This is a genomic window from Actinomadura sp. ATCC 39365 (assembly GCF_054392275.1).
Genome location: NZ_CP184335.1, coordinates 9,968,135 through 9,993,923 on the forward strand (window position 1 = coordinate 9,968,135; position 25,789 = coordinate 9,993,923).

28 protein-coding genes are annotated in these 25,789 nt (G+C 71.8%); 16 read left to right on the top strand and 12 right to left on the bottom strand.

All coding sequences use genetic code 11. The annotated features are described in order from the left end of the window. Positions 1-4: 4 nt before the first annotated feature. Both ACNF49_RS47650 and ACNF49_RS47655 read left to right on the top strand, forming a co-directional pair. Positions 5-481 (top strand): MarR family winged helix-turn-helix transcriptional regulator, encoded by a 477-nt coding sequence (locus ACNF49_RS47650; protein ID WP_482941840.1) that lies wholly within the window; start codon positions 5-7, stop codon positions 479-481. A gap of 201 nt (positions 482-682) precedes the next feature. Continuing rightward, complete coding sequence (locus ACNF49_RS47655) at positions 683-844, top strand: hypothetical protein (protein ID WP_482941841.1); 162 nt, start codon at positions 683-685, stop codon at positions 842-844. 157 nt (positions 845-1,001) lie between these two features. Here the strand turns inward: ACNF49_RS47655 and ACNF49_RS47660 are convergent, their stop codons facing one another. Then, entirely contained in the window at positions 1,002-1,214 is a 213-nt protein-coding gene (locus ACNF49_RS47660; protein ID WP_482941842.1) for a hypothetical protein, read from the bottom strand. Between the two features lie 287 nt (positions 1,215-1,501). Between ACNF49_RS47660 and ACNF49_RS47665 the strand changes: the two genes are divergently transcribed. Beyond that, complete coding sequence (locus ACNF49_RS47665; protein WP_482941843.1) at positions 1,502-2,257, top strand: DUF5919 domain-containing protein; 756 nt, start codon at positions 1,502-1,504, stop codon at positions 2,255-2,257. 13 nt (positions 2,258-2,270) lie between these two features. Then, entirely contained in the window at positions 2,271-2,738 is a 468-nt protein-coding gene (locus tag ACNF49_RS47670) for an NUDIX domain-containing protein (protein WP_482941844.1), read from the top strand. Positions 2,739-2,980: 242 nt separating this feature from the next. On the opposite strand, the gene ACNF49_RS47675 is transcribed toward ACNF49_RS47670, so the two are convergent. Genes ACNF49_RS47675 through ACNF49_RS47695 form a run of 5 tightly spaced genes read right to left on the bottom strand, consistent with a single transcriptional unit; the run spans position 2,981 to position 7,845 of the window. Continuing rightward, on the bottom strand, positions 2,981-3,898 hold the full coding sequence (locus ACNF49_RS47675) for a carbohydrate ABC transporter permease (protein WP_357983914.1): 918 nt from the start codon (positions 3,896-3,898) through the stop codon (positions 2,981-2,983). Then, the gene (locus tag ACNF49_RS47680) at positions 3,899-4,810 is read right to left on the bottom strand and encodes a carbohydrate ABC transporter permease (protein ID WP_357983917.1); all 912 of its coding nucleotides are present in this window, start codon (positions 4,808-4,810) and stop codon (positions 3,899-3,901) included. Beyond that, complete coding sequence (gene ngcE, locus ACNF49_RS47685; protein ID WP_482941845.1) at positions 4,810-6,222, bottom strand: N-acetylglucosamine/diacetylchitobiose ABC transporter substrate-binding protein; 1,413 nt, start codon at positions 6,220-6,222, stop codon at positions 4,810-4,812. Before ngcE ends, ACNF49_RS47680 begins: the two co-directional genes overlap by 1 nt. 17 nt (positions 6,223-6,239) lie before the next feature. Beyond that, the gene (locus ACNF49_RS47690) at positions 6,240-6,974 is read right to left on the bottom strand and encodes a sugar isomerase domain-containing protein (protein ID WP_357983924.1); all 735 of its coding nucleotides are present in this window, start codon (positions 6,972-6,974) and stop codon (positions 6,240-6,242) included. 1 nt (position 6,975) lies between these two features. Then, on the bottom strand, positions 6,976-7,845 hold the full coding sequence (locus tag ACNF49_RS47695; RefSeq protein ID WP_357983927.1) for a MurR/RpiR family transcriptional regulator: 870 nt from the start codon (positions 7,843-7,845) through the stop codon (positions 6,976-6,978). A gap of 79 nt (positions 7,846-7,924) precedes the next feature. Here ACNF49_RS47695 and ACNF49_RS47700 point away from each other — a divergent pair, with 79 nt between their 5' ends. Next, positions 7,925-8,875: an N-acetylglucosamine kinase gene (locus ACNF49_RS47700; protein ID WP_482941846.1), complete on the top strand. Its 951-nt coding sequence runs from the start codon at positions 7,925-7,927 to the stop codon at positions 8,873-8,875. 3 nt (positions 8,876-8,878) lie between these two features. On the opposite strand, the gene ACNF49_RS47705 is transcribed toward ACNF49_RS47700, so the two are convergent. Then, on the bottom strand, positions 8,879-9,949 hold the full coding sequence (locus ACNF49_RS47705; RefSeq protein WP_482941847.1) for a thiolase C-terminal domain-containing protein: 1,071 nt from the start codon (positions 9,947-9,949) through the stop codon (positions 8,879-8,881). A gap of 107 nt (positions 9,950-10,056) precedes the next feature. Between ACNF49_RS47705 and ACNF49_RS47710 the strand changes: the two genes are divergently transcribed. The 3 genes from ACNF49_RS47710 (at position 10,057) to ACNF49_RS47720 (ending at position 12,447) form a co-directional block, all read left to right on the top strand. Further along, positions 10,057-10,866: an alpha/beta hydrolase gene (locus tag ACNF49_RS47710; protein ID WP_357983936.1), complete on the top strand. Its 810-nt coding sequence runs from the start codon at positions 10,057-10,059 to the stop codon at positions 10,864-10,866. Positions 10,867-10,959: 93 nt separating this feature from the next. After that, positions 10,960-11,808, top strand: coding sequence for a LysR family transcriptional regulator (locus tag ACNF49_RS47715; RefSeq protein ID WP_357983939.1), 849 nt, complete (start codon positions 10,960-10,962; stop codon positions 11,806-11,808). A 15-nt stretch (positions 11,809-11,823) separates the two neighbouring features. Further along, complete coding sequence (locus tag ACNF49_RS47720; protein WP_482941848.1) at positions 11,824-12,447, top strand: MerR family transcriptional regulator; 624 nt, start codon at positions 11,824-11,826, stop codon at positions 12,445-12,447. A 63-nt stretch (positions 12,448-12,510) separates the two neighbouring features. On the opposite strand, the gene ACNF49_RS47725 is transcribed toward ACNF49_RS47720, so the two are convergent. Then, positions 12,511-13,398, bottom strand: a complete 888-nt coding sequence (locus ACNF49_RS47725; RefSeq protein WP_482941849.1) for a hypothetical protein — start codon at positions 13,396-13,398, stop codon at positions 12,511-12,513. 51 nt (positions 13,399-13,449) lie between these two features. Next, positions 13,450-14,127 carry a ThuA domain-containing protein gene (locus tag ACNF49_RS47730; RefSeq protein WP_357983952.1) on the bottom strand — a complete coding sequence of 226 codons (678 nt, stop codon included), beginning with the start codon at positions 14,125-14,127 and terminating at the stop codon, positions 13,450-13,452. Positions 14,128-14,222: 95 nt separating this feature from the next. Here ACNF49_RS47730 and ACNF49_RS47735 point away from each other — a divergent pair, with 95 nt between their 5' ends. Next, positions 14,223-15,077, top strand: a complete 855-nt coding sequence (locus ACNF49_RS47735) for an RNA polymerase sigma-70 factor (protein WP_482945685.1) — start codon at positions 14,223-14,225, stop codon at positions 15,075-15,077. A 24-nt stretch (positions 15,078-15,101) separates the two neighbouring features. Further along, positions 15,102-15,863: an SDR family oxidoreductase gene (locus ACNF49_RS47740; protein WP_357983958.1), complete on the top strand. Its 762-nt coding sequence runs from the start codon at positions 15,102-15,104 to the stop codon at positions 15,861-15,863. Here ACNF49_RS47740 and ACNF49_RS47745 read toward each other — a convergent pair. Further along, a complete protein-coding gene (locus ACNF49_RS47745) occupies positions 15,853-16,425 on the bottom strand; it encodes a TetR/AcrR family transcriptional regulator (RefSeq protein ID WP_482941850.1) in 573 nt (190 codons plus the stop codon). The two genes, ACNF49_RS47740 and ACNF49_RS47745, sit on opposite strands and share 11 nt — an antisense overlap. Positions 16,426-16,509: 84 nt before the next feature. Between ACNF49_RS47745 and ACNF49_RS47750 the strand changes: the two genes are divergently transcribed. Both ACNF49_RS47750 and ACNF49_RS47755 read left to right on the top strand, forming a co-directional pair. Beyond that, positions 16,510-18,159 carry an NAD(P)/FAD-dependent oxidoreductase gene (locus ACNF49_RS47750; RefSeq protein ID WP_482941851.1) on the top strand — a complete coding sequence of 550 codons (1,650 nt, stop codon included), beginning with the start codon at positions 16,510-16,512 and terminating at the stop codon, positions 18,157-18,159. Continuing rightward, positions 18,156-19,586, top strand: a complete 1,431-nt coding sequence (locus tag ACNF49_RS47755) for an ATP-binding protein (protein ID WP_352319971.1) — start codon at positions 18,156-18,158, stop codon at positions 19,584-19,586. Before ACNF49_RS47750 ends, ACNF49_RS47755 begins: the two co-directional genes overlap by 4 nt. A 39-nt stretch (positions 19,587-19,625) precedes the next feature. On the opposite strand, the gene ACNF49_RS47760 is transcribed toward ACNF49_RS47755, so the two are convergent. Then, a complete protein-coding gene (locus tag ACNF49_RS47760; protein WP_357983968.1) occupies positions 19,626-20,627 on the bottom strand; it encodes an ROK family transcriptional regulator in 1,002 nt (333 codons plus the stop codon). Positions 20,628-20,701: 74 nt separating this feature from the next. On the opposite strand from ACNF49_RS47760, the gene ACNF49_RS47765 reads away from it, so the two are divergent. The 3 genes from ACNF49_RS47765 to ACNF49_RS47775 are packed head-to-tail and all read left to right on the top strand — an operon-like array spanning position 20,702 to position 24,469. Then, on the top strand, positions 20,702-21,865 hold the full coding sequence (locus ACNF49_RS47765) for an MFS transporter (protein WP_482941852.1): 1,164 nt from the start codon (positions 20,702-20,704) through the stop codon (positions 21,863-21,865). 46 nt (positions 21,866-21,911) lie between these two features. Next, positions 21,912-22,979: an LLM class flavin-dependent oxidoreductase gene (locus ACNF49_RS47770; protein ID WP_482941853.1), complete on the top strand. Its 1,068-nt coding sequence runs from the start codon at positions 21,912-21,914 to the stop codon at positions 22,977-22,979. A gap of 2 nt (positions 22,980-22,981) precedes the next feature. Further along, entirely contained in the window at positions 22,982-24,469 is a 1,488-nt protein-coding gene (locus ACNF49_RS47775) for an AMP-binding protein (RefSeq protein ID WP_482941854.1), read from the top strand. Here ACNF49_RS47775 and ACNF49_RS47780 read toward each other — a convergent pair. Next, positions 24,454-24,603: a hypothetical protein gene (locus ACNF49_RS47780; protein ID WP_482941855.1), complete on the bottom strand. Its 150-nt coding sequence runs from the start codon at positions 24,601-24,603 to the stop codon at positions 24,454-24,456. The two genes, ACNF49_RS47775 and ACNF49_RS47780, sit on opposite strands and share 16 nt — an antisense overlap. Positions 24,604-24,652: 49 nt before the next feature. Here ACNF49_RS47780 and ACNF49_RS47785 point away from each other — a divergent pair, with 49 nt between their 5' ends. Beyond that, complete coding sequence (locus ACNF49_RS47785; RefSeq protein WP_482941856.1) at positions 24,653-25,786, top strand: cytochrome P450; 1,134 nt, start codon at positions 24,653-24,655, stop codon at positions 25,784-25,786. Positions 25,787-25,789 lie beyond the last annotated feature (3 nt).

Consider the following 25,789-nt stretch of genomic DNA (forward strand, 5'->3'; position numbering starts at 1 on the left):
TGGCATGACGTCGCCGCTGGAGGATGCCGGGAACGTGGACGATCAGGACGCCGGGATGCGGCTGGTCCACCTGCTGCGCGCCGTCACCGTGGAACTCGACCGCATGGGCGAGCGGTTCGCCGCCGCGCACGCCCTGCACCCGACCGACGTCCGCGCCCTCATCTGCCTCCTCGACGCCGCCCGCACCGGTACCCCCGCCACCCCCGGAACGCTGGGCACGCACCTCGGCCTCAACTCCGCGGGCACCACGGCGGTGATCGACCGCCTGGAGAGGCTCGGTCACGTCCGCCGGGAACGCGACACCCGGGACCGGCGGCGGGTGCTGCTGAAGGTCGACGAGAGCGCCGTCACGCTCGGCTGGAGCTTCTTCGGCCCGCTCATCCAGGAGATCGTCGCCCTCATGGACCGGTACGACACCACGGAACAGGCCACCATCGAACGCTTCCTCAGCGACGTCCACAAGGCCGTCACCCAGGGTTAGGCCGGCGGCGCGGCGTCGCGATCAGAATGCGCTTCGGCGCCGTCATCGACGAGGTGCCGCTTGCCCGGTCGGCCTCACCTCCGGCGAGCCGGAGCTCGACGGGACGGCCTTCCCGCCAGGACAAGGGTGTCCCAGGCTCAGGACGCTCATGTCTCGTAGGCTGGATGGCATGAGCGTGATGCGCGAGAACTTCATCACCTGGTGGACCGGCTGCCCGAAGAGAAGGTCGCGCCTCTGCTCCGTCTGGTCCGGGATCAGCTCGACGATCAGCAGGCGGTGCGGGACTTGCCGTTCATCGGGATGCTCGAGGCAGAGCCTGATTTCGCGGAACGCGCCGAGGAGATCCTGCGGGCGGAGGTATGAGCAGGTTGGTCGCCGCCTATGCGAACCTGCCTCTGGGCGCGGTCGACGCCTCCGTCATAGCGATCCATTCGCTGCTCCTCCTGCCAGAAAGACTCTGAGAACGACTGCTTCGGGGGCGGCGGGACAGTCATGGCATGCCCGGCCGGCCTCCGTCTGATCAGTTGCTCGTCGTGGGTGAGCGCGACTCGTGGAGCCTGCTCTCGGCCTGGAGGTTCCCGGCCAGTTCCGCCAGGGTCGCCCCGCAGCGGACGTTCGAGAGCCCGCTGTCCCTGGACACGAGGGGGACGCGGAACGCGACCCAGCCGCCGGTCACGTCGATGATCCGCCACCCGGGAAACCTGCCGAGAACTTCCTGCAAGGTCAGGCTCATGCCCACGCTCCCACGGTGAGCGCGGCGCTCTGATGCGACCTGCGCAGTTCCGCGCAGCGGAGAGCGACTCGCCGTGCCGCTCTTTCCGGCCCCGGAAGTGGGTGCCTCGACTCCTGCTGTGGGTTCATCCACCTGCCTCCAGTGATGCCGGTCCCGGTACGCCAAGTGAAGCCAGATGGAGGGGACCTTTGAACCTCGCCGCAGCCCGTTGCCTGGACGTGTCACGGCACACGGAAACGTCCCAGGACGGCCTTGAAACGTCCCGGACGTTCGCGTCCACTGGATGCGTGAACGAGCGCCTACGCACAGCGATGCTCCGTCATGGTGTGGCCCGGGAGGACCTGGCCGAGACCTGCGGCGTCGAGCCCAAGACAGTCGAACACTGGATCAACACCGGCCGTGTTCCGCACCGGAGGCACAGGTGGGCGGCGGCGAAGCTGCTGACCGCCGACGAGACGTACCTGTGGCCCGACGTGCTGGAGAGCAGCGGGGCTCGCCGCGGCAGGGCGAACCGGTCCGAACTCGTGGAGGTCTTTCCCGACCGTGCCAGCGTGCCTCGTGAGCTGTGGCTTCGACTCCTCACCGACGCTCAGGAGCGGGTGGACGTTCTCGTCTTCTCAGGAACCTTCTACGCTCAGACACAACCCAGGATCGCCCGTTTGCTCACCGGGATCGCACAGCGCGGTGTCGCGATCAGGTTGTGCTTCGGCGACCCCGACGCGCAGTCGGTGGAGACGCGAGATCGCGAGGGAGGGCTGGGCGGAACGCTGCCCGCCAAGATCCGCTCATCCTTGACCTACTACCGGACGCTGCCGGACCTGGATGGCTGCGAGATTCGTCTGCACGCGACCACTCTGTACGCCTCGCTGTTCCGCTACGACGACGACATCCTGGTCAACCCGCACGCGTACGGCGAACAAGCCTCCGCCAACCCGAACTTCCACTTCCACCGCCTCGACGGGGGGACGATGGCCGAGCACTACATGTCATCCTTCGAGCGAGTCTGGGCCGGAGCCGTTCCGTGGTCCGGCGCGGAAGTCTGAGGAGGCATTCCCCATGGGACGAGTCGAGTACTGGAACGACCCGGACGCCCCCAAGGCCAACAGCCTGGTGCCGGCCTGCGGAACGGTGACCGTGGACGACGCCGGCCGCATCCTCATGCAGCGCCGGCGCGACACCGGTCAGTGGGCGTTGCCGATGGGCAAGATGGAGATCGGCGAGACCCCTTCACAGTGCGCCGTACGGGAGACGGAGGAGGAGACCGGCGTCCGCGTCGAGCCCACCGGCCTCCTCGGCGTCTACTCCGACCCGGGCCACATCGTGGCCTACACCGACGGCGAGGTCCGCCAGGAGTACGAGGTGATGCTGATCGCCCGCCCGGTCGGCGGCCGTCCGGAGGCCAACGACGAGGCGAGCGACGTGCGCTGGGTCGAGCCGGGCGAACTGCACACGCTCGACATCCATCCGACCCAGTGGCGACAGCTCAACGACTATCTGGAGCAGAGGCATCCTCACATCGATTGACCTGGATTCCGTTGTCGTCGATGTCTCGTGGGACCGGAACGACCTTCGCGCCCGTCCCAGGCGACACCATGCCGACGGTGATAGGGCTCAGAGGCAACCCGGTGGCCGGCCGTGAGCGGGCCGGACCATGGCGCCGCCAGGCGCGGGGGTTGCGCCGCCAGGCGCCTCAGGAAGAACCGCCTGAGCTCCCGAGGCGCGAAGCGCCCATCGGCGAGGACCATCGACCCAAAGGCGACGTCCCCCTACTTGAGGGCTCCAGAGGTCAGGCCGGACTGGATCTGGCGCTGGAACACCGTGTAGACGACCAGCATCGGCAGGATCGCCAACGTCAGGGCGGCGAACAGCGCCGACCAGTCCTGGTCGTACCCCGCCGACGTGGAGATGTCGGCGATCCCCTGCGTGAGCACCCATTTGTCCCGGTCCTGGAGCAGCACCAGTGGAAGCTGGTACTGGTTCCACTGCCCGAGCACGTTGAAGATCGTGATGCTGATGATGCCCGGCCGCGCCATCGGCAACATGATCTGGAAGAACACGCGGGTGTGCGAGGCGCCGTCCACCATGGCCGCCTCCCCCACCGCCGTGGGCAGCGTACGGAAGAACGCGGTCAGGAAGAACACCGTGAACGGCATCGAGTACGCGATGTAGACCAGCACCAGCCCCGCGTGCGTGTTCAACCCGATGTACGGCCCCACCAGCGGCACCGCCCCCATGTTCTGCACGACGAAGAACAGCGGCGTCAGCTTCAGGTACACCGGGAAGGCCAGCCCGGACACGAACAGGAGGTAGATCGGCCGGTTGGCGCGGAAGGGGTACCGGGCCAGCACGTACGCGGCCATCGAGCCGAGCAGCATCGTCCCGGCCACGCTGAAGGTGACGACGATGACGCTGTTGAGCATGTACTGCCCGATGTGTGCCTGTTCCCAGGCGCGGGCGAAGTTGTCCCAGTTGAGCTTGGCCGGCAGCCCCCATGCCTCGCCGAAGATCTCGTCCTCGCTCTTCACCGAGGCCAGGAAGGTCCACAGGATCGGCACCACGACGAGCACCGTCCACACCAGGAGCGCGACGTGGGAGAGCACGGCCATCGGCCCGAGCCGTCGCCGGCGCTCCTGACGGGCCAGTTTGCGGGAGTTCGCCACCGTCCACGTGGTCGTCGTTGTCATCTAGTACTCGATTCGTTCGCGGCGTGACAGGCGCAGCGAGAGGATGGCGAAGCCGACGGTGAAGAAGAACATCATGATGCCGAGGGCCGAGGCGTAGCCGAAGCGGAAGTACTGGAAGGCGTTGCGGTAGATCTCGGCGGCCATGACGGTGGTCGACCAGTCGGGGCCGCCGTGCTGGTCGGTCATCACCCACACGATCGCGAACGCGTCGAGCGCCAGGATGCCGAGGTAGACCCAGGCCACCTGGATCGTGTCCCAGAGCAGCGGCAGCGTGATGCGGAAGAACAGGCTGAACCGGCCCGCGCCGTCGATCTGCGCCGCCTCGAACATGTCGCGCGGGATGGAGGCCAGCCCGGCCGAGAACAGCACGACGTAGAAGCCGACCGCCTGCCAGACCAGCACGCCGAGCACCGACCAGAAGGCCACGCCGGGGTCGGACAGGAACCCGACCGGCTTGGCGCCGAGCGCGATCAGCGGCCCGTTCAGCATGCCGCTGCCGTCGGGCCGGAACACCTGCTGGAACAGCACCCCCACCACGGCCACGGCCAGGACCTGCGGGAAGAAGAACACCACGCGGTAGAACTTCGAGCCCGCGATGCCCGAGGAGCCCTTGCGCCCGCCCACGTTGAGCAGGAAGGCGAAGAACAGCGCGATGACGATCGTGAGCAGCGGCAGCAGCACGAGCAGCATGGCGTTGTGGCTGACGGCCTTCCAGAAGACGCCGTCCTTGAACAGCCGGACGAAGTTGTCCAGCCCGATGAAGTTCGGTGTGGCCGTGACGCCGCGCCAGTCGGTCATCGCGATGCGGAACGCCTGGAGCAGCGGCGAGATGACGTAGACGAGGTAGAGGATCACCGGGGCTGCCAGGAACGCGGTGATGAACAGCCCGCGGCGATACCTGTTGAACAACATCAACGCTTGAACTTCTTGATCGAGGAGTCGTTCTTGATCTCGTCGGCCTTCTTCTGCATGCGCTCCAGGTACTTCTCCGCCGTCAGACCGCCGGACATCAGCTCGCCGGTGGCGGCGATGCCCTCGTCCTTGAGCTGGCCGTACCAGGTGTTCCAGCGGTAGTAGACGGTGTTGGCGCCCGCGTCGGCGACGGCCTTGGAGGCGCTGGTGACGCCGGGCGAGATCGTACGGCCCTCGGTCGCACCCTTGACCGCGGTCACCGTCTTGACCATCTCGCTGAAGTCGCCGGCCGCCTTCTTCGACAACATGCCGCGCAGGTACTCGATGCCCGCCTGCGGGTTGGCGCTCCTGGCCGAGACCATGAAGTTCTCGCCGGGCTGGGTGTGCAGGGTGCCGTACGGCATCTTGTCGGAGCCGGTGACGTCGGGGATCGGGAACATGCCGTACTCGAAGTCGGGCGGGGTGGTGCTCTTCTGCTCGTTCTCCAGCCACGACCCGGATGGCAGCATGGCCACCTTGTACTTGTTCTGGGCCGTCTGGGTCTGCACGTGGTCGAGGCCGGTCGTGCCCTCCATGAGGTACTTGGCGCCCACCTCGGCCCAGGCCGTGGCGGCGGTCTTCATGGCCTCGGTGGTCCAGGCGCCGTCCTCCAGGTTGTCGATGTTGACCAGCACCTCGTTGCCGCCGATCTTGGCGGCCATGGTCAGCAGCGGCTCGTACAGGTACTGGGGGAACTTGCCGGCGTACGTGAAGGGCGCCATCTTGCCGGACTTCTTGATCGTCTCGCAGAGCTTGACGAACTCGTCCCAGGTCTTGGGGATCTCCCAGCCGTTGTCCCTGAACACCTTCTGTGAGTACCAGATGCCGTGGATGTAGTTCACGTAACCCAGCACGCTGAACTTGCCGTCGTAGGTGCCGATGTCGATGAACGACTGGTCGATGGTGTCCCTGACCTTGACGGCGGGGTCGTCCCAGCTCGGCGCGTCGAGGAGGGCGGTGAGGTCCTGGAGCTGGCCGTCCTGGGACAGGGCGCCGAAGTCCATGAAGTTGGCGCCGGAGTTGTCGATCACCTCCGGCGGGTTGCCGCCGGCGAACCGCGGCTGGAGGACCTTGGTGATCTCCTTGGTCGCGTTGTGCTTGATCTCGCTCTTCGGGTACTTCGCCGTGAACAGCGGCTCGTGGATGTTCTTGGCGTAGTCCTGGCCGAAGCCGCCGTCGAAGATCCACACCTCCAGCGGCTTGCCGTCCGCGACGCCGAACGGGTTGGCCGCGCTGGTCGCCACCGGCGCGGACGAGGTGGTGGCCGTGGGCTTGGCGGCCGGGGTGGCACAGGCGGCCAACGCCCCCGCGACGGGGACGAGGGCCGCGCCGCGCAGGAGTTGACGACGACTGATATGGGGGGTGTCAGACATTGATGGCTCCTAGATGTTCATGATCCTCGTCGTATTCGCCCTGCGTATCGGCTCTCCAGGGCCTTGTTGTGCTCGTCGCCGCCGGTCACGTTGACCGACAGGTAGACGGGGGGCCGCTCGCCCAGGGCGACGAGCTCCTCCACCGCCTCGGTGACCACCATCTGCGCCAGCAGCGCCGAGGTGATCGTGGAGACCGCGCCGTACGTGCCGCCGTCCGGCAGGTCGAGGACGGCGTCCCCGTACGGGGAGCCGTTGTCGAGCACGACGTCGGCCAGGTCCATGAGCTTGCCGCCCGAGGGATGGCGCGAGGTCATGCGCGTGCTGTGCGCGACCGAGGTGATCGCGACGAGCGGGTGGCCGCGCTCCTTGACCAGCGTGGCCAGCTCCACGACCGTGCCGTTCACCCCGGAGCTGGAGACCAGGACGAACACGTCCTGCGGCTCGACGGGGGCCAGGTCGTAGATCTCGTGGGCGACGGCCGGGTCGCGTTCCAGCTCCGGGGTGAGCACGCTCGGCGGCCGGCCGCCGTACAGGACGAGGTCACGCGGGGAGAGGCGGTTGCTGGGCACCAGGCCGCCGGCCCGTCCGGCGATCTCCATGGCGATGGCCTCGGAGTGCCCCGACCCGAACGCGTTGACCACCCCGCCGGCGCGCAGCGCGGCGACGATCAGGGCGGCGGCCCGGCGCACCGGCTCCGCCTGGCTCTCGGCGACCTGTCCGGCGAGGGCGAGGGCCGTGGACGCGTACCGCATGTCAGCCTCTCTCCACGCGGTGGCTCTCCACCGCGCTGATCGTGAGCTCGAACGCCTCGTTGGTGCGCTCGTACGTGCGCTGCGCGACCGCCACGTAGACGGCGTCCAGCACGAAGAGCTGCGAGTGCACGGCCGCCAGCCCGCCCAGCCGGAACGTGGTCTCCCTGCTGGCCGTCGTCAGCACCAGACCGGCCAGCTCGGCCAGCGGCGAGCGGGCGAAGGAAGTGACGGCGACCGTGGTCGCACCGTGGCTGCCCGCCTCGGCCAGCGCCTCCATGACCTCGCGGGTGCGGCCCCGGTGGCTGATGCCGATGGCGACGTCGTCCGCGCCGAGCAGCGCCGCCTCCGACAGCGCCACGTGCGCGTCGCCGGCGCTCCAGCACGGGATGCCGATGCGGCGCAGCCTGCCTTCGAGCATGGTGGCGACGTTCCCGCTGGTGGAGACGCCGATCAGCAGCACCCGGCGGGCCCTGACGACGGCGTCGGCGACCTGGGCCACCACGGCGAGGTCGAGTTGGGCGGCGGTGTCCTGGATGAGCCTGGCGTCGGCGGCGGCCATCACCTCGATGGCCGAGTCGAGCGGGTCGTCGGGGCCGATCTCGTGCCCGACGCCCGCGCCCCAGCCGGCCTGCGCGGCCCGGCCGGTCTCCGTGGCGAGGGCGACCCGCAGCTCGGCGTAGCCGGAGAAGCCGAACGCCCGGCAGAACCTGGTCACGGTGGCGGGCGAGCTGCCCGCCCGCTCGGCCAGCGCGATGATGGTCGACCGCGCGGCCTCGGCGGGGTCGCCGAGTATCACCTCGCCGACCCGGCGCAACGCCTCCGGCAGGCCGGGCAGTTCTGTTTCGACGCGCCCGAGGGCTCCTGAAGTCACGAATATTCCTTCCGAATACTCGGTCTTCTGGCGAAAATTATTCTTGCTTCCCGGTCACGTCAACCCCCAGAATTCGACCGTGACCAAATCGCTGGTGGTCGGTGTCGACGCGGGAGCCACCTCGACGCGCGTCTCCGTCCACACCCTCGACGGCACCCGCGTCGGCTACGCGCGGGCGGGCGCCGGCAACCCCTCGGCGCACGGCCTGGACAAGGCGGTGGCGGCGATCGGCACGGCGCTCGGCCAGGCGCTGGGGTCGCACGACGGCGGCCAGGTCGTGGCCTCGCTGGCCGGGGTCGCGGGCCAGGTCGACACGCTGGTCCCCGAGCTGGCCCGGGTGTGGGCCGACCACGGCATCGAGGCGGGCCCCCTGATCGAGCGCGACGTGGCCGTGGCCTACGCCGCCGGCACCGCCGAGCCCGACGGCTCGCTGCTGCTGTCGGGCACGGGCGCGGTCGCGGCCAGGGTCACGGGCCACCGCATCGAGACGATCGCCGACGGGCTCGGCTGGCTGCTGGGCGACGAGGGCTCGGGCTTCTGGATCGGCCGCGCCGCCGCCAAGGCCGTGGTCTCCGCCCTCGACCGGGGCGCGACGGGCGAGCCGGGCAGCCTGGTCACGCTCGTCGTGGAGCATTTCCTGGGCGAGGAACGTCCGGGGTCGCCGCGGGCGGTCGCCGACCGGCTCGTACGGCTCGCGCAGGCCGATCACATGCGGCTGGCCGCGCTGTCCGCCCTGGTCAGCCGGGCGGCCGAGGCCGGCGACCCGATGGCGCTCAAGGTCGCCGAGGAGGCCGCCGACCGCCTGGTGGCAACCCTGGGCAGGGTGCACGTCTCGGGCGACGTCGTGCTCGCGGGCAGCGTGCTGACCAGCGAGGGGCCGGTGCGCCGGGCCGTGCTGGCGCGGCTGTCCGGCGAGCGGGTGCGCACGGCGCGCGACGCGGCGGGCGCGGCGGCCTGGCTGGCGGCCCGCGGCGTGCTGCCCGGCGACGACGGCAGGAGCTCGCACGCCGCGTTCACGTTCACTCCCTGACGTTCACCGCGTGAGCAGGGCCGCGCTGCCGTAGCTGCCGCCGAAGCCGGTCACCAGGGCGGTCTCGCGCCCGGCGCGCAGTTCCCGCACCGCCTGGGCCACGTTGTTGAGCCCGTGCACGTACCCCTCCGAGAGCAGGCCGCCGTGCGGGTTCACCCAGGCGTGCCGCCGCTCCAGCAGGTACGCCCCCAGGTCCTCGCGTGCCGCCAGCCCGAAGTCCTCCAGTTGCCGGGGCACCAGCCAGGAGTAGGCGTCGTAGAGCAGCGCCGCCCGGACGTCCGAGGGCCGCATCCCGGACGCCGCCCACAACAGCGGCGCGACGTGCGCGGAGAAGACGGCCGTCACGTCCGGCGAGCGGTCCATGGAGGAGCAGCCGGGCCCGCCCCCGCGGACCACCGCCCGGATGCGCGGACCGTCCAGGACGCCGCTCACCAGCAGCGCGCACGCGCCGTCGGTCTCCAGGCAGCAGTCGGCGGTGCGCAGCGGCGTGCTGACGTACGGTTTGGCCAGGTAGGCGGCCAGGTCGAGAGGCTCGCGGCGCAGGGCGCGCGGGTTGGCGGCGGCGTTGCGCCTGGACTGGTCGACCACGGCGTGCAGGTGCTCGGCGGTGAGCCCGGTGTCGTGCAGGTAGCGGGTCGCGGCCATGGCGAACAGCGGGATCGGCCCCGCCAGGCCGTAGGTGTGGCGTTCCAGGGGGCCGGTGGAGGCGGTGTTCATGCGCGTGCCGGACCGTCCGTTGAGCGCCCGGAAGACCAGGACGTTCCTGGCCACGCCAGCGTGGGTCAGCATGGCCGCGTCCCCCAGCACGGACGCCGCCTGCGTGCCGCCGCCGGAGATGTCGTTGTGCCAGCGCAGCCGCTCGATCCCCAGCGCGCGAGCGACCTGGACGACCGGCGCGGAGTCGTTCATGTGGTAGCTGAGCAGCCCGTCGACGTCGCCGGGCGCGATCCCGGCGTCCGCGCAGGCGGCCCGGCACGCCTCGGCGGCCAGCTCCAGCTCGGTGCGCTCGGACTGCCTGGTCAGCGCGGTCATCCCGATCCCGGCCACGGCCGCGCACCCGGCGAAGGACTGCATCCCGCCCCCTCCAGCTCGGCGATCACGATAACACGCCTAGACAAGCGCTTGCTCGGTATAGGGACGTGTATACCTGTAGCGCAACGTCGAGGGAATCGAGGACGAGCATGCTGACCGTTCCGGGCGCCCGCCTCCACTACGAGCTGCGCGGCACCGGCCCACTCCTGCTGCTCGTCGCGGGCGGCGACGGCGACTCGCGGGCGAGCGCGGCGCTGGCCGACGGGCTGGCCGACCGCTACACCGTCCTCACCTACGACCGGCGCGGCCTGTCGGCCAGCACGGTCGACGACCCCGCGCGGCCGACCACCCTGGCCACCCACGCCGACGACGTCCACCGGCTGCTGGCCGCGCTCACCACCGAGCCCGCCCACGTCTACGGCAGCAGCATCGGCGCGTTGATCGCCCTGGAGCACCTCTCCCGCCACCCCGGCCAGGTGCGGCTGCTGGTCGCCCACGAGCCGCCCGCCGTCCAGCTGCTGCCCGAGGCCGAGCGGGCGGCGGCCGACGCGGCCCAGGGCGAGGTGGAGGAGACGTTCGCGACGGAGGGGGCCTTCGCCGCGCTGGCCAAGTTCGTGGTCATGGCGGGCATCGACCCGGCCGACCGCGAGCGGGACGCCGTGCTGCCCCGGCCGGGCCGGCAGCGGCAGGCGAACCTGGAGTTCTTCCTCACCCACGACGCCCCGGCCGTGCGCCGCCACCGGCTGGACCTGGCCGCGCTCAGGTCGGTCGCCGACCGCGTGGTGCCCGCCGTGGGGGTGAGCACGGGGCCGATCATGCCGTACCGCTGCGGGGTGTTGCTGGCCGAGGCGCTGGGGGTGCCGTACGCGGAGTTTCCGGGCGGCCACAACGGCGGCGTCTTCCGTCCGAAGGCCTTCGCCGCCAGGTTGGGCGAGGTCCTGAGCAGCGGGAAGGCATAAGCCGTGACTGGATGTCTTCACGCGGGCTGCCCCGTCTTGTAATACGGAGATGTGATCAGCCGATAGCCCATCATCATCACCCCGAGGTGAGAGATGGATCTGCGCTACGTCAGATACGCGATGGCGATCGCGCGCGCCGGCAGCCTCCGCCGCGCCGCGACCGCGCTGCACATCGCGCAGCCCACGCTGTCGGAGCAGCTCAGGGCGCTGGAGAAGGAGATAGGCGTCGAGCTGTTCAGCCGTTCGTCCAGCGGCGTGCGGCTCACCGAGGCGGGCGAGGCGTTCCTGGCCCAGGCCACGGTCGCGCTCGACGCCTACGAACGAGCCGTGGCCGCCGCCCGCGGCAGGGGCCGCACCGCCCGGCTGGGCGTGGCCGACGGGCTGGCCGACGTGGCCGCCCGCCTGCTCGCGCAGCTCCAGAACGTGCCAGTGCGGATCGCGCCGATGAGCACGGCCGAGCAGATGGTCTCCATCGCCGACGGCACGTTGCAGGCCGGCCTCGGTTACGCCCCCGGCTCGCTGCCGAGGGGCGTGGCCCGCATGCTCGTCCACCGCTTCCCGGTCCGCGCGCTGCTCCCCCGCGACCACCCCCTGGCCGGGCAGGAGGCGCTGTCGCTGGCGGACCTGGCCGGCGAGCCGCTGATCATGCCGGAGTCGGACGCGGTCGCCGGTGCCCGGCGGTTCCTGCAGGGGTTCGTCCGGCATCGGCTGCATCCCCGGCTGGGCCCGGCCGCCGCCACCCATGACCTGGTGATCGACATGGTGGGCGCGGGGGCCGGCTACAGCCTGTGCGTCCACGAGGGCAGCACCGTGCCCGACGCGCTCACCTTCGTCCCCATCAAGGAGGACGTGCCGCCGCTGGAGGCGGTCTTCCTGTGGAACCGGCAGGCCGACGTGCACGAGGTGGTGAGCGCGGCCCGCCACGTCGCCCGCTCTGGATAGCGCTATTATCTATCGATGCGCATCTCAGAACTGAGCGCCCGATCCGGTGTCGCCATCCCCACGATCAAGTACTACCTGCGTGAGGGCATGCTGCACCAGGGCGAGCAGACCGCCGCGACCCGCGCGGAGTACGACGAGTCCCATCTGCGCAGGCTGCGCCTGATCCGGGCCCTGCTGGAGGTGGGCAGGCTCCCCGTGGCCGCCATCAAGCAGGTCATCGCCGCCGTCGACGACGAGACGCTGCCCATCCATCACATGCTGGGGATCGCGCATTACGCGCTCGGCCCGGTCGTCGAGCCCGAGCAGGACGAGGAGTGGCGGGCCGCCAGGGCCGAGGTCGACCGGCTGCTCGACGAGCTCGGCTGGACCGTCGCCGAGGACGCCCCCACCCGCGACGAGCTGGCGCAGACGGTGGTCCGCATGCGCCAGCTCGGCCTGCGCGTCGACCTCAGGCCGTACGTCGAGGCCGTCAGGAAGCTGGTGACCGAGGTCGAGATGGACACCATCCCCTTCGACGGGCCGCGCGACGCCGCCGTGGAGGCCCTGGTGCTGGGCACCGTCCTGTACGGCAAGGCGTTCGACACGCTGCGCCGCATGGCCCAGGAGTCGGAGTCGGCCCGCCGGGTGGGGCAGCGCTAGCGGTCAGGGCCGGTCGCAGCCTGTCGGAGCCGGTCAGGGCCGATCAGGGCCGATCAGGGCCGGTCAGAGCACGCCGTTGCGCCGCAGGATCTCGACGGCCCGTACGGTGGCCGCGCCCCGCCATTCGAGCGCGCCGGCGGGCGAGATCTGCGCGTAGTCCACGACCCAGCCGCCGTCCTGCTGCTGCGTCCCGGCCAGCCGGTCGAGGTCGGCGGCGATCACCTCGGGCGCGAACAGCTCGCGCGCCGGCCGCCCCGGGTAGGGCGCGAAGTCGAGGGGGTGCAGCCGCTCCTCCGCGGTGCCGCCCTCCACGGGCACCCGCCCGTCCTCGGGGATGTGGGCCGCCAGCCGCTTGAGCAGCCCGGCCGCCTCGGGCCGCGTCCTGTAGACGGCGTCGAGGAAGCGCACGGCGAAGGAGAGCACGTAGGCGTGCGGCCGTTCGTCCAGCGCCTGGATCGCGTCGAGGCAGTAGCGGGTGGCCCGCTCCAGCCACGGATGCGCGGCCACGGCCGGGTCGTGGGCGGCCACGCCGTGGGCCGCCGCCGCGGAGACGGCCGTGATCTGCAACGACGAGGTGCTCGTGTCCGCGCCCGCCCACCAGGGCGCGGTGCCGTCGGCCAGGGTGAGCGGCAGCGCGAACGGCAGGCCGCCGTCGGGCATCGTCACCGACTCCAGCCAGTCGCACAGCGCGACGGCCTGCGGCGCGGTGTCGGGGCCGATCTCCTCGAACACCTCGAAGGCGTGCAGCGCCGCGCCCGGCTGGCTCTCCGGCGAGCGCAGGTCGGGCTCCAGGCCCCAGCCGTAGCCGCCGTCGGGGTTGCGGTAGGCGTCGAGGGCGTCGAGCACGGAGGCCGGGCCGGTCTCTGCCATGAGCAAGTGGAAGCGGCGCCGGTCCAGGACCCGCGCGTGCGTGGCCAGGAACCCGGCGACCGCCGAGAGATTGACGTTCATAGGGCCATCGTGCCCGCCGCGCGAGCTCGGGTCTTGTCCGAACCGGACACGTCAGCCGGTGTCGCCCACCGGCCGTTTCAGCAGCCACGAGGCGGCCCGCTGGAGCAGGGTCCGGTGGATCTCGTTGTCGTAGGACCTGGTGTCGTGCCCCAGCGCGTCGTAGACCACCCGGCCGCGGCGCACCGGACGCGCCCACACCAGCGGCTGGCCGTTCGAGGAGGCCAGGGGGCGTACGTCCGGCAGCACGTCGAGGTCGCTGTAGACCTCGTCCACCAGGTCGAAGTCGCGCAGGCCCGCCACGATGGGGTGGGCGGCGCCGTGCACCCGCACGCCGGTCCAGCCCAGGGGCGGGTGGTGGGACTTGGGCCAGTTCCAGCAACCGCCGAGCACCCGCGGCCAGCCCTGCCAGTCGTCGAAGCAGACCGCGGCCGTGTGCAGGCACAGCAGGCCGCCGCCCCGGTCGAGGTGGTCGAGGAGCGTGGTGCGGGCCTGGGCGGGCAGCGCGAAGCGCCATTCGCCGCGCAGGTCGGCGAAGCGCTCCTGGCCCATCTGCCAGCGCAGCGCGTTGACGGTGATGAGCTGCACCTCCGGCGGCTCGCTCAGCGCGCCCGCGATGTCCTCGGTGATCTCGGACTCGACGCCCACCTCGCCCAGCACGTCGGCGAGCACGGCCGACGTGGCGGCGAAGTCGTGGAAGAGCCCTCCTGACAGGATCAGATTTCTGGCCACGCCCCCAGCCCATCACGCCCGGCCCGCCTTGACCACCCACCGTGCCATTCCACCGGGCCGCCCCGCCGAGTCGCCCGGCCGGGTGACAGGGCATGATGCCGGACGTGGACTTCGAGCAATACCGCCCGATGCTGCTGGGCCTGGCCTACCGCCTGCTCGGCAGCATGTGGGACGCCGAGGACGTCGTGCAGGAGGCCTGGCTGCGGTGGGAGGGCACCGACAGGAGCCGGATCAGGGAGCCGCGCGCGTTCCTGCTGACCGTGGTCTCGCGGCTGGCCCTCGACCAGCTGCGCTCGGCCCGGGTGCGGCGGGAGGCGTACACCGGGCCGTGGCTGCCCGAGCCGGTCGCGACGGGCGAGGCCGGGCCGCTGGACACGGCCGAGCTGCGCGACACCGTCTCGTTCGCGACCCTGCACCTGATGGAGAAGCTGTCGCCGCCGGAGCGGGCGGTGTTCGTGCTGCGGGAGGCGTTCGAGCTGCCGTACGACCAGATCGCCGAGATCGTCGGCTCGTCGGTGGCCAACGCCCGGCAGATGCACCACCGCGCCTCGGTCCGGGTGTCGCAGGGCCGCGACCGGTTCACCCCGACGAACGAGGACCACGCCAGGCTGCTGACGAAGTTCATGGAGGCGGCCGGCGGCGGCGACCTCGACGCGCTGACCGAACTGCTGCACGAGGACGTCGTCATGTGGAACGACGGCGGCGGCAAGGTCAGGGCAGCCCTGCGGCCGATCCTGGGCCGGCGCAAGGTCAGCGCCTTCATCGGCGGCCTGCTGGCCCGCTACGACTTCAGCCGGGCGCGTCTCGTCGAGGCCAACGGCCGCCCCGCCCTGTGGACACACGTGGCCGGAACCGACCAGCTCATCGCCCTCGACGTGCGCGACGGCCGCATCCAGGGGCTCTACGGCATGCTCAACCCGGACAAGCTGACCCGGGTGCGGCCGGACTGATCGGCCCGTCACTATAGTCGGCTTATGGATCTCGGCATCTCGGGCAAGGTCGCCCTGGTCACCGGCGGCAGCGCGGGCATCGGCCTGGCCGCCGCCAAGAGCCTCGCGCGCGAGGGCTGCGACGTGTGCGTCAGCGCGCGCAACCCCGAACGGCTCGCGGACGCGGTGGTGGAGCTGCAGCAGTTCGGCCACGTGGTGCACGCCGTGCTGGCCGACGTGGAGGACCCGGCGGCGGCTCAGCGGGTGGCCGACGAGACGCGCGACGTGCTCGGCCCGATCGACATCCTGGTGGCCAACGCGGGCGGCCCGCCCACCGGCCGCGCCGACGAGGTCGGCCTCAAGGACTGGGACGTCGCGGTGCAGCGCAACCTGCTCGGCACCGTCCGGCTGATCCAGGCGGTGCTGCCGGAGATGCGCTCGCGGGGGTGGGGCCGGATCGTCACCGTCACCAGCTCGTCCGTCCGCGAGGCGATCGACGGGCTGGCGCTGTCCAACGCCATGCGCCCGGCCGTCGCCGGGCTCGTGCGCACGCTGGCCCGCGAGGTGGGCGGCGACGGCGTGCTGGTCAACAACGTGCTGCCGGGGGCGATCGACACCGAACGCCTGCGCGGCATGTCGGGCGGCGACGACCTGGTCGAGGAGCGCGGCCGGGCCGTGCCGGTCGGGCGGGTCGGGCAGGCCGAGGAGGTGGGGGACGTGATCGCGTTCCTGGCCAGCGAGCGGGCCTCGTACGTGAACGGCGTCTCAATGCTGGTCGACGGCGGCGCCGGCCGGGTCATCGCCTGAGCAGGGTGGCGACGACGCCGGCCGCCCACTCCTCGTCCTTGTCGGCCGGGTCGACGAAGTAGGACAGGTTGGCCCGGTGGAAGCAGGCGCCCATCAGCAGGGCGGCCGCCGCGCCGGGGTCGAGGCCGGCGTCGGCGCGGCCCGCGGCCCGCTCGGCGTCGAGGATCTCGGCCAGCGCCCCGATCGGCAGGTGGGGGCCGGTGCCGGTGGTGGCGAGCATGTGCTTGAACCGGGCCAGCAGCGAGGGGTCGGCCAGCATGCCGGAGGCGATGGTGGCGGCCTCGGTGTAGAACTTGAGCGCCGCCAGGGCGAAGCGGGTGAGGTTGTCGGCCAGGTCGCCCTCGCCCGTGCTCAGCCGCAGCCGGGCCAGCGCGGGGGCGAGCGCGGGGAGCCGTTCGAGCAGGACCGAGAGGAACATCTGCTCCTTGCCGGCGAAGTGTTTGTAGAGCAGCGCCTCGGAGCAGCCGGCCGCCTGGGCGATGCGCCTGGTGGTCGCGCCCGAGATGCCGAACTCCCGAATGGCCTGCTCGGCGGCGTCGAGGATGCGCTCACGGGTGCTCATCCGCCCATGATATGAGCGAGTGCTCACCAACCCACGCGTGCATGACATCCTTCCCTTAGGGACCATTGGGGAGAAGGTAGGGGAATGGACAAGCCGGTCATCGTGACGGTTGACGACGACCCGGGGGTGTCGCGGGCGGTGGCGCGTGACCTCAGGCGCCGGTACGGCCATGAGTACAGGATTGTCCGCGCCGAGGCGGCCCACGACGGCATCGAGGCGGTCAAGGAGATGCGGCTGCGCGGCGACGAGGTGGCGGCGATCCTGGCCGACTACCGGATGCCGCAGATGAACGGCGTGCAGTTCCTCGAGGCCGCCATGGACATGTACCCGTACGCGCGCCGGGTGTTGCTGACCGCCTATGCCGACACCGACGCCGCTATCCAGGCGATCAACGTGGTCGACCTCGACCATTACCTGCTCAAGCCGTGGGACCCGCCGGAGGAGAAGTTCTACCCGGTGATCGACGGCCAGCTCGACGCCTGGATGCGGACCGACCGGACGGCGCGTCCCGAGCTGCGCGTGGTGGGCGACCGCTGGTCGGCGCGCTCGTACCAGGTGCGGGACTTCCTGGCCCGCAACCACGTGCCCTACCAGTGGATGCTGGCCGAGGACCCCGAGGGCGCGCAGCTCGTCAAGGCGGCCGGCGAGGGTTGTCACCTGCCGCTGGTGGTCACCGAGGACGGCACCACGCTGGAGTCCCCCGACCAGGCCGCGCTGGCCACCGCGGTCGGGCTGTCCACCACGCCGGCCACCGACTTCTACGACCTGATCGTGGTCGGCGGCGGGCCCGCCGGCCTCGGCGCGGCGGTCTACGGCGCGTCGGAGGGGCTGAACACGGTGCTGGTCGAGGCGCACGCCTCGGGCGGCCAGGCGGGCCAGAGCTCCAGGATCGAGAACTACCTGGGCTTCCCCGACGGCGTGTCCGGGCAGCAGCTCGCCGACCGGGCGCGCCGGCAGGCGCTGAAGTTCGGCGCCGAGCTGCTGAGCGCGCGCAAGGTCACCCATCTGGAGCCGCGCGGGCAGGCCCGGGTGATCGGGTTCAAGGACGGCGGGGAGATCGCCGCCCACGCGGTGATCCTGGCCACCGGCGTCACCTACCGGCGGCTGGAGGCGCCCGGCCTGGACGACTTCGTCGGCCGGGGCGTCTTCTACGGCGCCGCGCTGACCGAGGCGCCGGCGTGCAAGGACAACGAGGTCTACATCGTCGGCGCGGCCAACTCGGCCGGGCAGGCGGCCGTCTACCTGGCGGGATTCGCGCGCAAGGTCCATTTGTTGGTGAGGGGTGATGGTTTGGAGAAGTCCATGTCCCACTACCTCATCGAGCAGATCAACGCGATCGACAACATCGAGGTCAGCCTCCTGACCGAGGTCGTCGCCGGCGCCGGTGACGACCACCTCGAACGGCTCACGCTGTCGACCAAGGGCGAGGAGCGCACGGTCGACGCCCAGTACCTGTTCGTGTTCATCGGGGCCGAGCCGTACACGTCGTGGCTGGGCGAGACGGTCGAGCGGGACGCCAAGGGGTTCGTGCTCACCGGGCCCGACCTGGTGCAGGGCGGCCGGCGTCCGCGCAACTGGGCGCTGCGCCGCGAGCCCTACTACCTGGAGACCAACGTGCCGGGCGTGTTCGCCGCGGGGGACGTGCGGGCCGAGTCGATCAAGAGGGTGGCCTCCGCCGTCGGTGAGGGCGCGATGGCCGTCGCGCTGGTGCATCGTTATCTGGAGAAGCAATGACCGACACCGTCGACATCGACGAACTGCGCAAGCTCTTCCTGTTCGAGCGGCTGACCGACGAGCAGCTCGGCAAGCTGGCCGCCAGCGGCCGGGTGCGCTCGTTCGCCCAGGACGAGGACATCGTCCGGCAGGGCGAGCCGGCCGAGTGCTTCGCCGTGCTGCTGGAGGGCGAGGTGCAGATGATCAACGAGACGGTCAGCGCCGGCACCGTCGCCATGCCGCGCGCCTCCCAGCCCGGCGTCTACGGCGGCGCGACCTCGGCGTACCTGGGCGACCGGGCGCCGGAGACCTACCAGCACACGCTGCGCGCGACCGCGCCCTCGCGGATCTTCCTGCTGCCCGCCAAGAAGTTCGCCTACATCGTGGCCGAGTGGTTCCCGATGGCGATGCACCTGCTCGACGGCATGATGTCGGGCGGGCGTATGCAGCGGGAGATCATCGACCGGCGGCAGCGGCTGACCGCGCTCGGCACGATCACGGCCGGGCTCACGCACGAGCTGAACAACCCGGCGGCGGCGGCCGTGCGCGCGGTGAGCGAGCTGCGCTCGCTGATCAAGGCGTCCCGCATCCAGCTCGCCCAGCTGGCCGAGGCCGGCATCCCGCCGGAGAAGCTGCGCACGCTGATCGAGGCCCAGGAGGCGTGCACGAGCAACCTGGGCAACCAGCCGCAGCGCTCCCCGCTGGAGATCTCCGACGCCGAGGACGAGCTGGGCGAGGCCCTGGAGGACGTCGGCGTCGAGGACGCGTGGGAGCTGGCTCCCGCGCTGGTCAACGCCGGTTTCACCGCCGAGTACCTGCAGAAGATCCGCGGCAAGGTGGGCGAGGAGCACACCCCTGCCGCCCTCCACTGGCTGGCCGAGGCCGTCGAGATCTCCCAGATGCTGAACGAGGTCACCGAGGCCACCGAGCGCATCACCTCGCTGATCCGCTCGGCCAAGCAGTACTCGCAGATGGACCGGGCGCCGTTCCAGATGATCGACGTGCACGACCTGCTCGACAGCACGATCGCCATCTTCCGCGGCAAGACCCCGCCCGGCGTCAGTGTGGTCACCGACTACGACCGCACGCTGCCGCTCATCCCCTGCTACGCGGGCGAGCTCAACCAGGTGTGGACGAACCTGATCCACAACGCGCTCGACGCCATGGGCGAGGAGGGCACGCTGACCGTCCGCACGGCCCACGACGAGGACGAGGCGATCGTCGAGATCGGCGACACCGGCCCCGGCGTGCCCGAGGCGATCAAGGACCGGATCTTCGAGCCGTTCTTCACCACCAAGAGCGTGGGCGAGGGCACCGGGCTCGGCCTGGACATCTCCTACCGCATCGTGGCCGGGCGGCACGGCGGCGAGCTCAAGGTGCGCTCGGTGCCGGGCGAGACCTGGTTCGAGGTGCGCCTGCCGCTGCGCGAGCCCGCCGCCGTCCAGTAGGCCGGGTCCGCTGAGCCGGGCCTTCTGACGCGGCGCGGGTCACCAGACGTTGTCCCGCGCCGTGTCGAGGGCCGTCAGCACGGCCCCCTCCAGCACCGCGTTGCCCCCGACCCGGGTGGCCCTGACCTCGGTGGGCGCGGGCGACAGCTCGCGCAGCCGGACGGCGACCTGCTCGGCCAGCTCGTCGCCGCCCTCCTGGCCGGTGGCCCCGCCGAGCACCACCAGGCCGGGGTCGAGCAGGGTGACGAACGCGAAGGCGCCCTTGGCGACCCGGCGCGCCAGCTCCTCGGGCCGGGTCGTGTTCTGGAGCAGGATGCACAACGGCGTGCCCTCCACGTCGAGGAAGCCGATCTCGCCCGCGCCCCCCGACGCGCCGCGCCGCACCCGCCCGCCGAGCACGACCGCGGCGCCGATGCCGTCGTCCAGCCAGAGCAGTACGAAGTCGTCGCTGCCCTGGGCGGCGCCGGTGCGCAGCTCGGCGACGGCGGCCAGGTTCACCTCGTTCTCCAGGACGACGGGCACGCCCAGCCGCTCGCGCACCGCGCCCACCAGGCCGGGCCGCCACCCGGGCACGTCGTTGGCCACCGCCAGCTCGCCGTCCATGGGCTTGACCAGGCCGGGCGCGCCCATGACCACGTTGTCGAGCCGACGGCCCGCGGCGGCCTCGGCGACCGTGGCCGCGACGAGGCCGACCAGGTCGCCGGAGATCTCGCGGACGGCCGAGCCGACCACGTGGCCGGTGAGGTCGGCGACCGTGACCTTGATCGCCGTGCGGCGCAGGTCGACCCCGGCGACGTGGGCCCGGCCGGCGACCAGCGCGTAGAGGCGGGCGTTGGGGCCGCGCCGGTCCTCGCCGCGCTCGCCGGCCTCCTCGATGAGGCCGCCGCCCCTGAGCCGTTCGATCAGGTCGGAGACGGTGGGCCTGGACAGGCCGGTCAGCTCACGAAGCTGCGGGGCGGTCAGCGGACCGTGCTCCAGCAGCAGGTCGAGGGCGAGCCGGTCGTTGATCGCACGGGCCATGGACGGGGTCGCGGTCTTCACGCCGCCCATAATAGTCAGGAAGGCTCCCTGATAGCTCTTTTCATCAGGAAGGTTGCCTGATAGTTTTTCTGGCCATGAGCCCTCATCGCGCCATCGCGGCCGTCTTCGCCGCGCACGGAGCCGTCGCCGGCAGTTTCGCCACCCGCATCCCGTGGCTCCAGGAGCACGTCCACCTGAGCGCGGGCATGCTCGGGTTCGCACTGCTCTGCCCCTCGATCGGGGCCTTCGCCGCGATGCCGCTGGCCAGTCGCCTGGCCCACCGGTTCGGCAGCCGCGCCACCACGCGCGCGCTGCTCGCCTTGTGGTGCGGCGGCCTGGCCCTGCCCGCCTTCGCCCCCGCCCCAGTCTGGCTGTTCGTCATCTTCCTGCTGTACGGCGCGTCGGCCGGCATGTGCGACGTCGTGATGAACGCCCACGGCGTCACGCTCGAACGGCACCTGAAGAAGCCGGTCATCTCCGGCCTGCACGGCATGTGGGCCGTCGGCAGCCTGGCGGCGGGCGGCCTCGGCACCCTGGCCGCGCACGCCGGCATCGACGCCCGCCTGCACCTGGGGGTCGTCGCCGCCGTCCTGGTGGTCGCGGGCGGGATCGCCGGGCGCGGGCTGCTGCCCGACGGGCCGCGGGCCGCCGCCGGGCCCGCGCCGCGCCGCTTCGCCCTGCCCTCGCGGGCCATCGCGGCCATCGGCGTGGTCGGCTTCTGCGGCACGTTCGCCGAGGGCGCCAGCTCCAACTGGGCCGCGGTCTACCTCACCAACGTCGCCGACGCCGGGCCCGGGGTGGCCGCCGCGGGTTACACAATCTTCATGCTCTGCATGGCCGGGGCCCGGCTGCTGGGCGACCGCATGGTGCGCCTGACCGGCCCGGTGCGGGCGGTCAGGGCGGGCGGGATCGTCGCAGTCGCGGGCGGCGTGCTGGTGGTCCTGGCCCGCACGCCCGCGCTGGGCATCGTCGGGTTCGCGCTGGTCGGGCTGGGGGTCGCGGTCATCGTGCCGCTGGTCTTCGCGGCGGCGGGGAACGCGGGGCCCACGCCGGGCGAGGGGGTCGCCGGGGTCGCGACGATCACGTACCTGTCGGGGCTGACCGCGCCGGCGGTGACCGGATGGGTGGCCGACGGCGTGTCGTACCCGGCGGCGTTCGCGCTGATCACCGGGATCCTGGTGGCGCTCACGCTGCTCGCGCCGGTGCTGCGGCCGCGCGCGGCGGCCCAGGAGGTGGCCCTGGAGCGGCAGCCGGCGTGATACGCTCCCAAGCGAGCGCTTGGTTTACATACGGAGAGGCCGCCGCATGAAGTTCTCGACCTTCCACCTCTTCCACCGCTTCGACGGGCAGAGCTTCAAGGACGTCTACGACTACCATCTGGAGCTCATCGAGCTGGCCGAGGAGCTGGGCTTCGACGGGGTGCGGCTGGCCGAGCACCACTTCCGCGACTACGGCGTGGCGCCCAACCTGTTCACCATGCTCGCCCACGCCGCCGCCCGCACCTCCCGGCTCCGGCTCGGCACCGGCATCGTGGTGCTGCCGCTGCACAACCCCATCCATGTGGCCGAGGAGGCCGCGCAGGTGGACGTGCTCTCCGGCGGGCGGCTCGACCTGGGGATCGGGCGGGGGTACCAGAGCTTCGAGTTCGAGGGCTTCGGGATCGACCTGGCCGAGGCGCGCGACCGGTTCAACGAGGCGCTGGAGGTGATCCTCGGGCTGTGGACGCGGGAGTCGTACCGGCATGAGGGGAAGTTCTACCGGACCGGCGCCGAGGTCTCGCTCGCGCCCCGGCCGCTGCAGTCACCCCACCCGCCGCTGCACGTGGCCGCGGTCTCCCCCGAGACCGTCACCATGTACGCCGAGCGCGGCCTGCCCGTCCTGGCCGACCCGGCGGCGACGTTCCGCAAAGTCGTCAGGGCGGCCGAGACCTGGCGCGAGACGGCCGCGCGGGCCGGCCACCCGGCGGGCGCCGACCTGGTGGTGGCCCGCAGCGTCTACGTCGCTTCCACGCTGGAGCGGGCCCGCGAGGACCAGGCCAGGTTCGAGGCCTCCTTCGACCGCTCGCGCATCTTCAACGAGCGCAGCGCGCCCATCGACCCCAGGACCGGCAAGGCCGCCCAGGGCTTCGAGTACTACCAGGACCGCTACCTCAAGGGCGGCTCGGTCTCGCCGGACTTCCGCTGGGAGCAGCTGGAGGTCATCGGCGACCCCGCCCGCGTGATCGAGCAGATCTCGCTGCTCAGGGACGCCGGCTTCAGCAACCTCCTGTGCGACTTCGGCAGCACCAGGCCCATGCCGCTGGAGGACATGAAGCGGGTCATGCGCTTCTTCGCCGCCGAGGTCATGCCGGCCTTCGCCCCCGCAGGAGGATGACGATGATCCACAGCCTCACCCTGTCCGACGTCCTGGCCGACCACGCCCGCAGCCGCCCCCGGGCCACCGCCGTGGTGGACGGGGACGTGCGGCTCACCTACCCCGAGCTGGACGCCCGCGTGACGCGGCTGGCCGACGCCCTGGCCGGGCGCGGCGTGGCCGCCGGTGACCGGGTGATGTGGCTCGGCCAGAACTCGCACGCCGTCCTGGAGCTGCTGCTGGCCTGCTCCCGCCTGGGCGCGGTGCTCTGCCCGGCCAACTGGCGGCAGTCGGCGGACGAGCTGCGGTTCGTCCTGGCCGACCTGGCGCCGAGGGTCGTCGTCTGGGAGCACTCCGACACCGCCGCCGAGCTGGCCGACGAGGCGACGTGGGTGCGCGCGGGCGAGGCGTACGAGGAGCTGGTCGCCGGGGGCTCGCCGCGCGAGTTCCCGCAGGTGGACGACGCCGAGCCGGTGCTCGCCCTCTACACCGCCGCCTTCGGTGGCCGGCCCGGCGCCGCCCTGCTCAGCAGCGCCGCCCTGGTGGCCCACAGCGCCACGCTGCTCGTCGTACGGCAGATGGAGCCGGGGTTCACCTTCCTCAACGACGGGCCGCTCTTCCACGTCGGGACGATGATGTTCTGCCTGGCCACCCTCCAGATCGGCGGCACGAACGTGTTCACGCCCGCCTTCGACGCCGAGGAGGTCTGCCGGCTCATCGACGCCGAGCGGGTGACGCAGGCGTTCCTGTTCGGGCCGATGATCGACGCGGTCGCGGCGGCGAACGCGGGCGGCAAGTACGACCTGTCCTCGCTGCGCTTCGTCGCCCACTCCGCCGAGTGGGACGACATGATCACCGTGGACGACTCGCCCTGGTGCCGCTCGAAGATGGGCGGGTACGGGCAGACGGAGGTGGGCGGCATGCTCACCTTCCTCGGGCTGGCCGAGGGCGGCGCGGGGTTCGCGGGACGGCCGTCGCCGCTGGTCCAGGTGCGCCTCCTGGATCCGGAGGGCGTGGAGGTGCCGGTGGGCGAGGTGGGCGAGATCTGCGCGAGGGGCAAGACCCTCTTTTCCGGATATTTCGCCCGACCCGACTTAAATGCGGAGAAGTCGCGGTACGGCTGGCATCACACCGGCGACCTCGGCCGCCGCGAACCCGACGGCACCATCACCTTCATCGGCCCGCGGCTCCGCATGATCAAGTCGGGCGCCGAGAACATCTACCCGGCCGAGGTCGAGCGCGCCCTCAGGACGCACCCGGCGGTCGCCGACGCCGCGGTGATCGGCGTGCCCGACCCCCGCTGGCACCAGGCGGTCAAGGCGGTGGTCGTGCTCAGGCCGGACGCCGCCGCCACGCAGGAGGACCTGGTCGCGCACGTCCGGGGTGAGCTGGCGGCGTACAAGAGGCCGCGGGAGGTGGTGTTCGCCGACGCCATCCCCAAGCAGGGTTTCACCCCCGACTACGACGCCCTCGACGCCGCGTACGGCGGCGGCAACTACCCGGGCGCCTGACCCGCGAGCCCGGCCGCCCGGTGCGGGCCGGGCCGCACAGGAAGCCCGGCCTCCAGGTGGGCGAGCGCCTTGTCCAGCTCGGCGGGGCCGTCCATGGCCGGGTTGCGGACCCGTTCGAACCACAGGGCCACCATCAACAGATATTGCTAGGCAACTCTTATTTGAGAGTTTACTCTCAGAATTATGCGACTTCCCATCGAACGTCCCGCGGAATGCCCCTTCGACCCCCCGGCCGGGCTGGCGGGCCTTCCGGCGATGAGCCGGCTGGAGTTCGCCGACGGCCATCTCGGCTGGCTGGCCACCACGGCCGAGGCGGCCCGCGCGGTGCTGGGCGACCCCCGGTTCAGCGCCCGGCAGGAGCTCAAGCACCGGGCCGCGCCCGGAGGCCCCGCCGGGCTCGGCGTCCCCGCCCCGCCGGGCTTCTTCGCGGCCCTGGACCCGCCGGGGCACACCCGCTACCGCCGGCTGCTCACCGGCCGGTTCACGCTGCGCAGGATGCGCCTGCTCGAACCGCGGATCGAACGCATCGCCGCCGACCACCTCGACGCCATGGCCGCCGCCGGGCCGCCGGCCGACCTCGTGACGGCGTACGCGCTGCCGATCCCGTCGCTGGTCATCTGTGAGCTGCTCGGCGTCCCGTACGCCGATCACGGCCGGTTCCAGGAGCTCAGCGCCCGGCTCGTCACCTTCGGCGCGGACGGCGCGGGGGCGCTCGTCGAGCTGACCGGGTACCTGCGCGACCTGGTCCGCCGCAGGCGCCTGGAACCGGACGGCGGCCTGATCAGCGACCTGACCGGCGAGCTCGACGACGACGAGCTCGCCGGGCTCGCGGTGATCCTGCTGGTGGCGGGCCACGAGACCACGGCGAACATGCTGGCACTGGGGGTGTTCGCGCTGCTGGAGCGCGGGTGCGCGTACGAGGAGGGCGCGGTCGAGGAGCTGCTGCGCTGGCTGTCGATCCTGCATCTCGGCGCGCCGTCCAGAGCCGCGCTGGAGGACGTGGAGGTGGCGGGCGTGACGGTCAGGGCGGGGGAGACCGTGGCCCTGTCCCTGCCCGTGATCAACCGCGACCCGGCCGTGTACGCCGACCCCGACCGGCTGGTCCCGGACCGTCCGGAGGCGCGCCGCCACCTGGCCTTCGGGCACGGCGTGCACCAGTGTCTCGGCCAGCAGCTCGCCAGGATCGAGCTGCGGATCGGCTACCGGGCGCTGTTCGAGCGCTTCCCCGGCCTGCGCCTGGCCGTGCCGGCGGCCGAGGTGCCGGTCAAGCACGACGCCTCGGTGTACGGCGTCAGGAGCCTGCCCGTCACCTGGTGACCG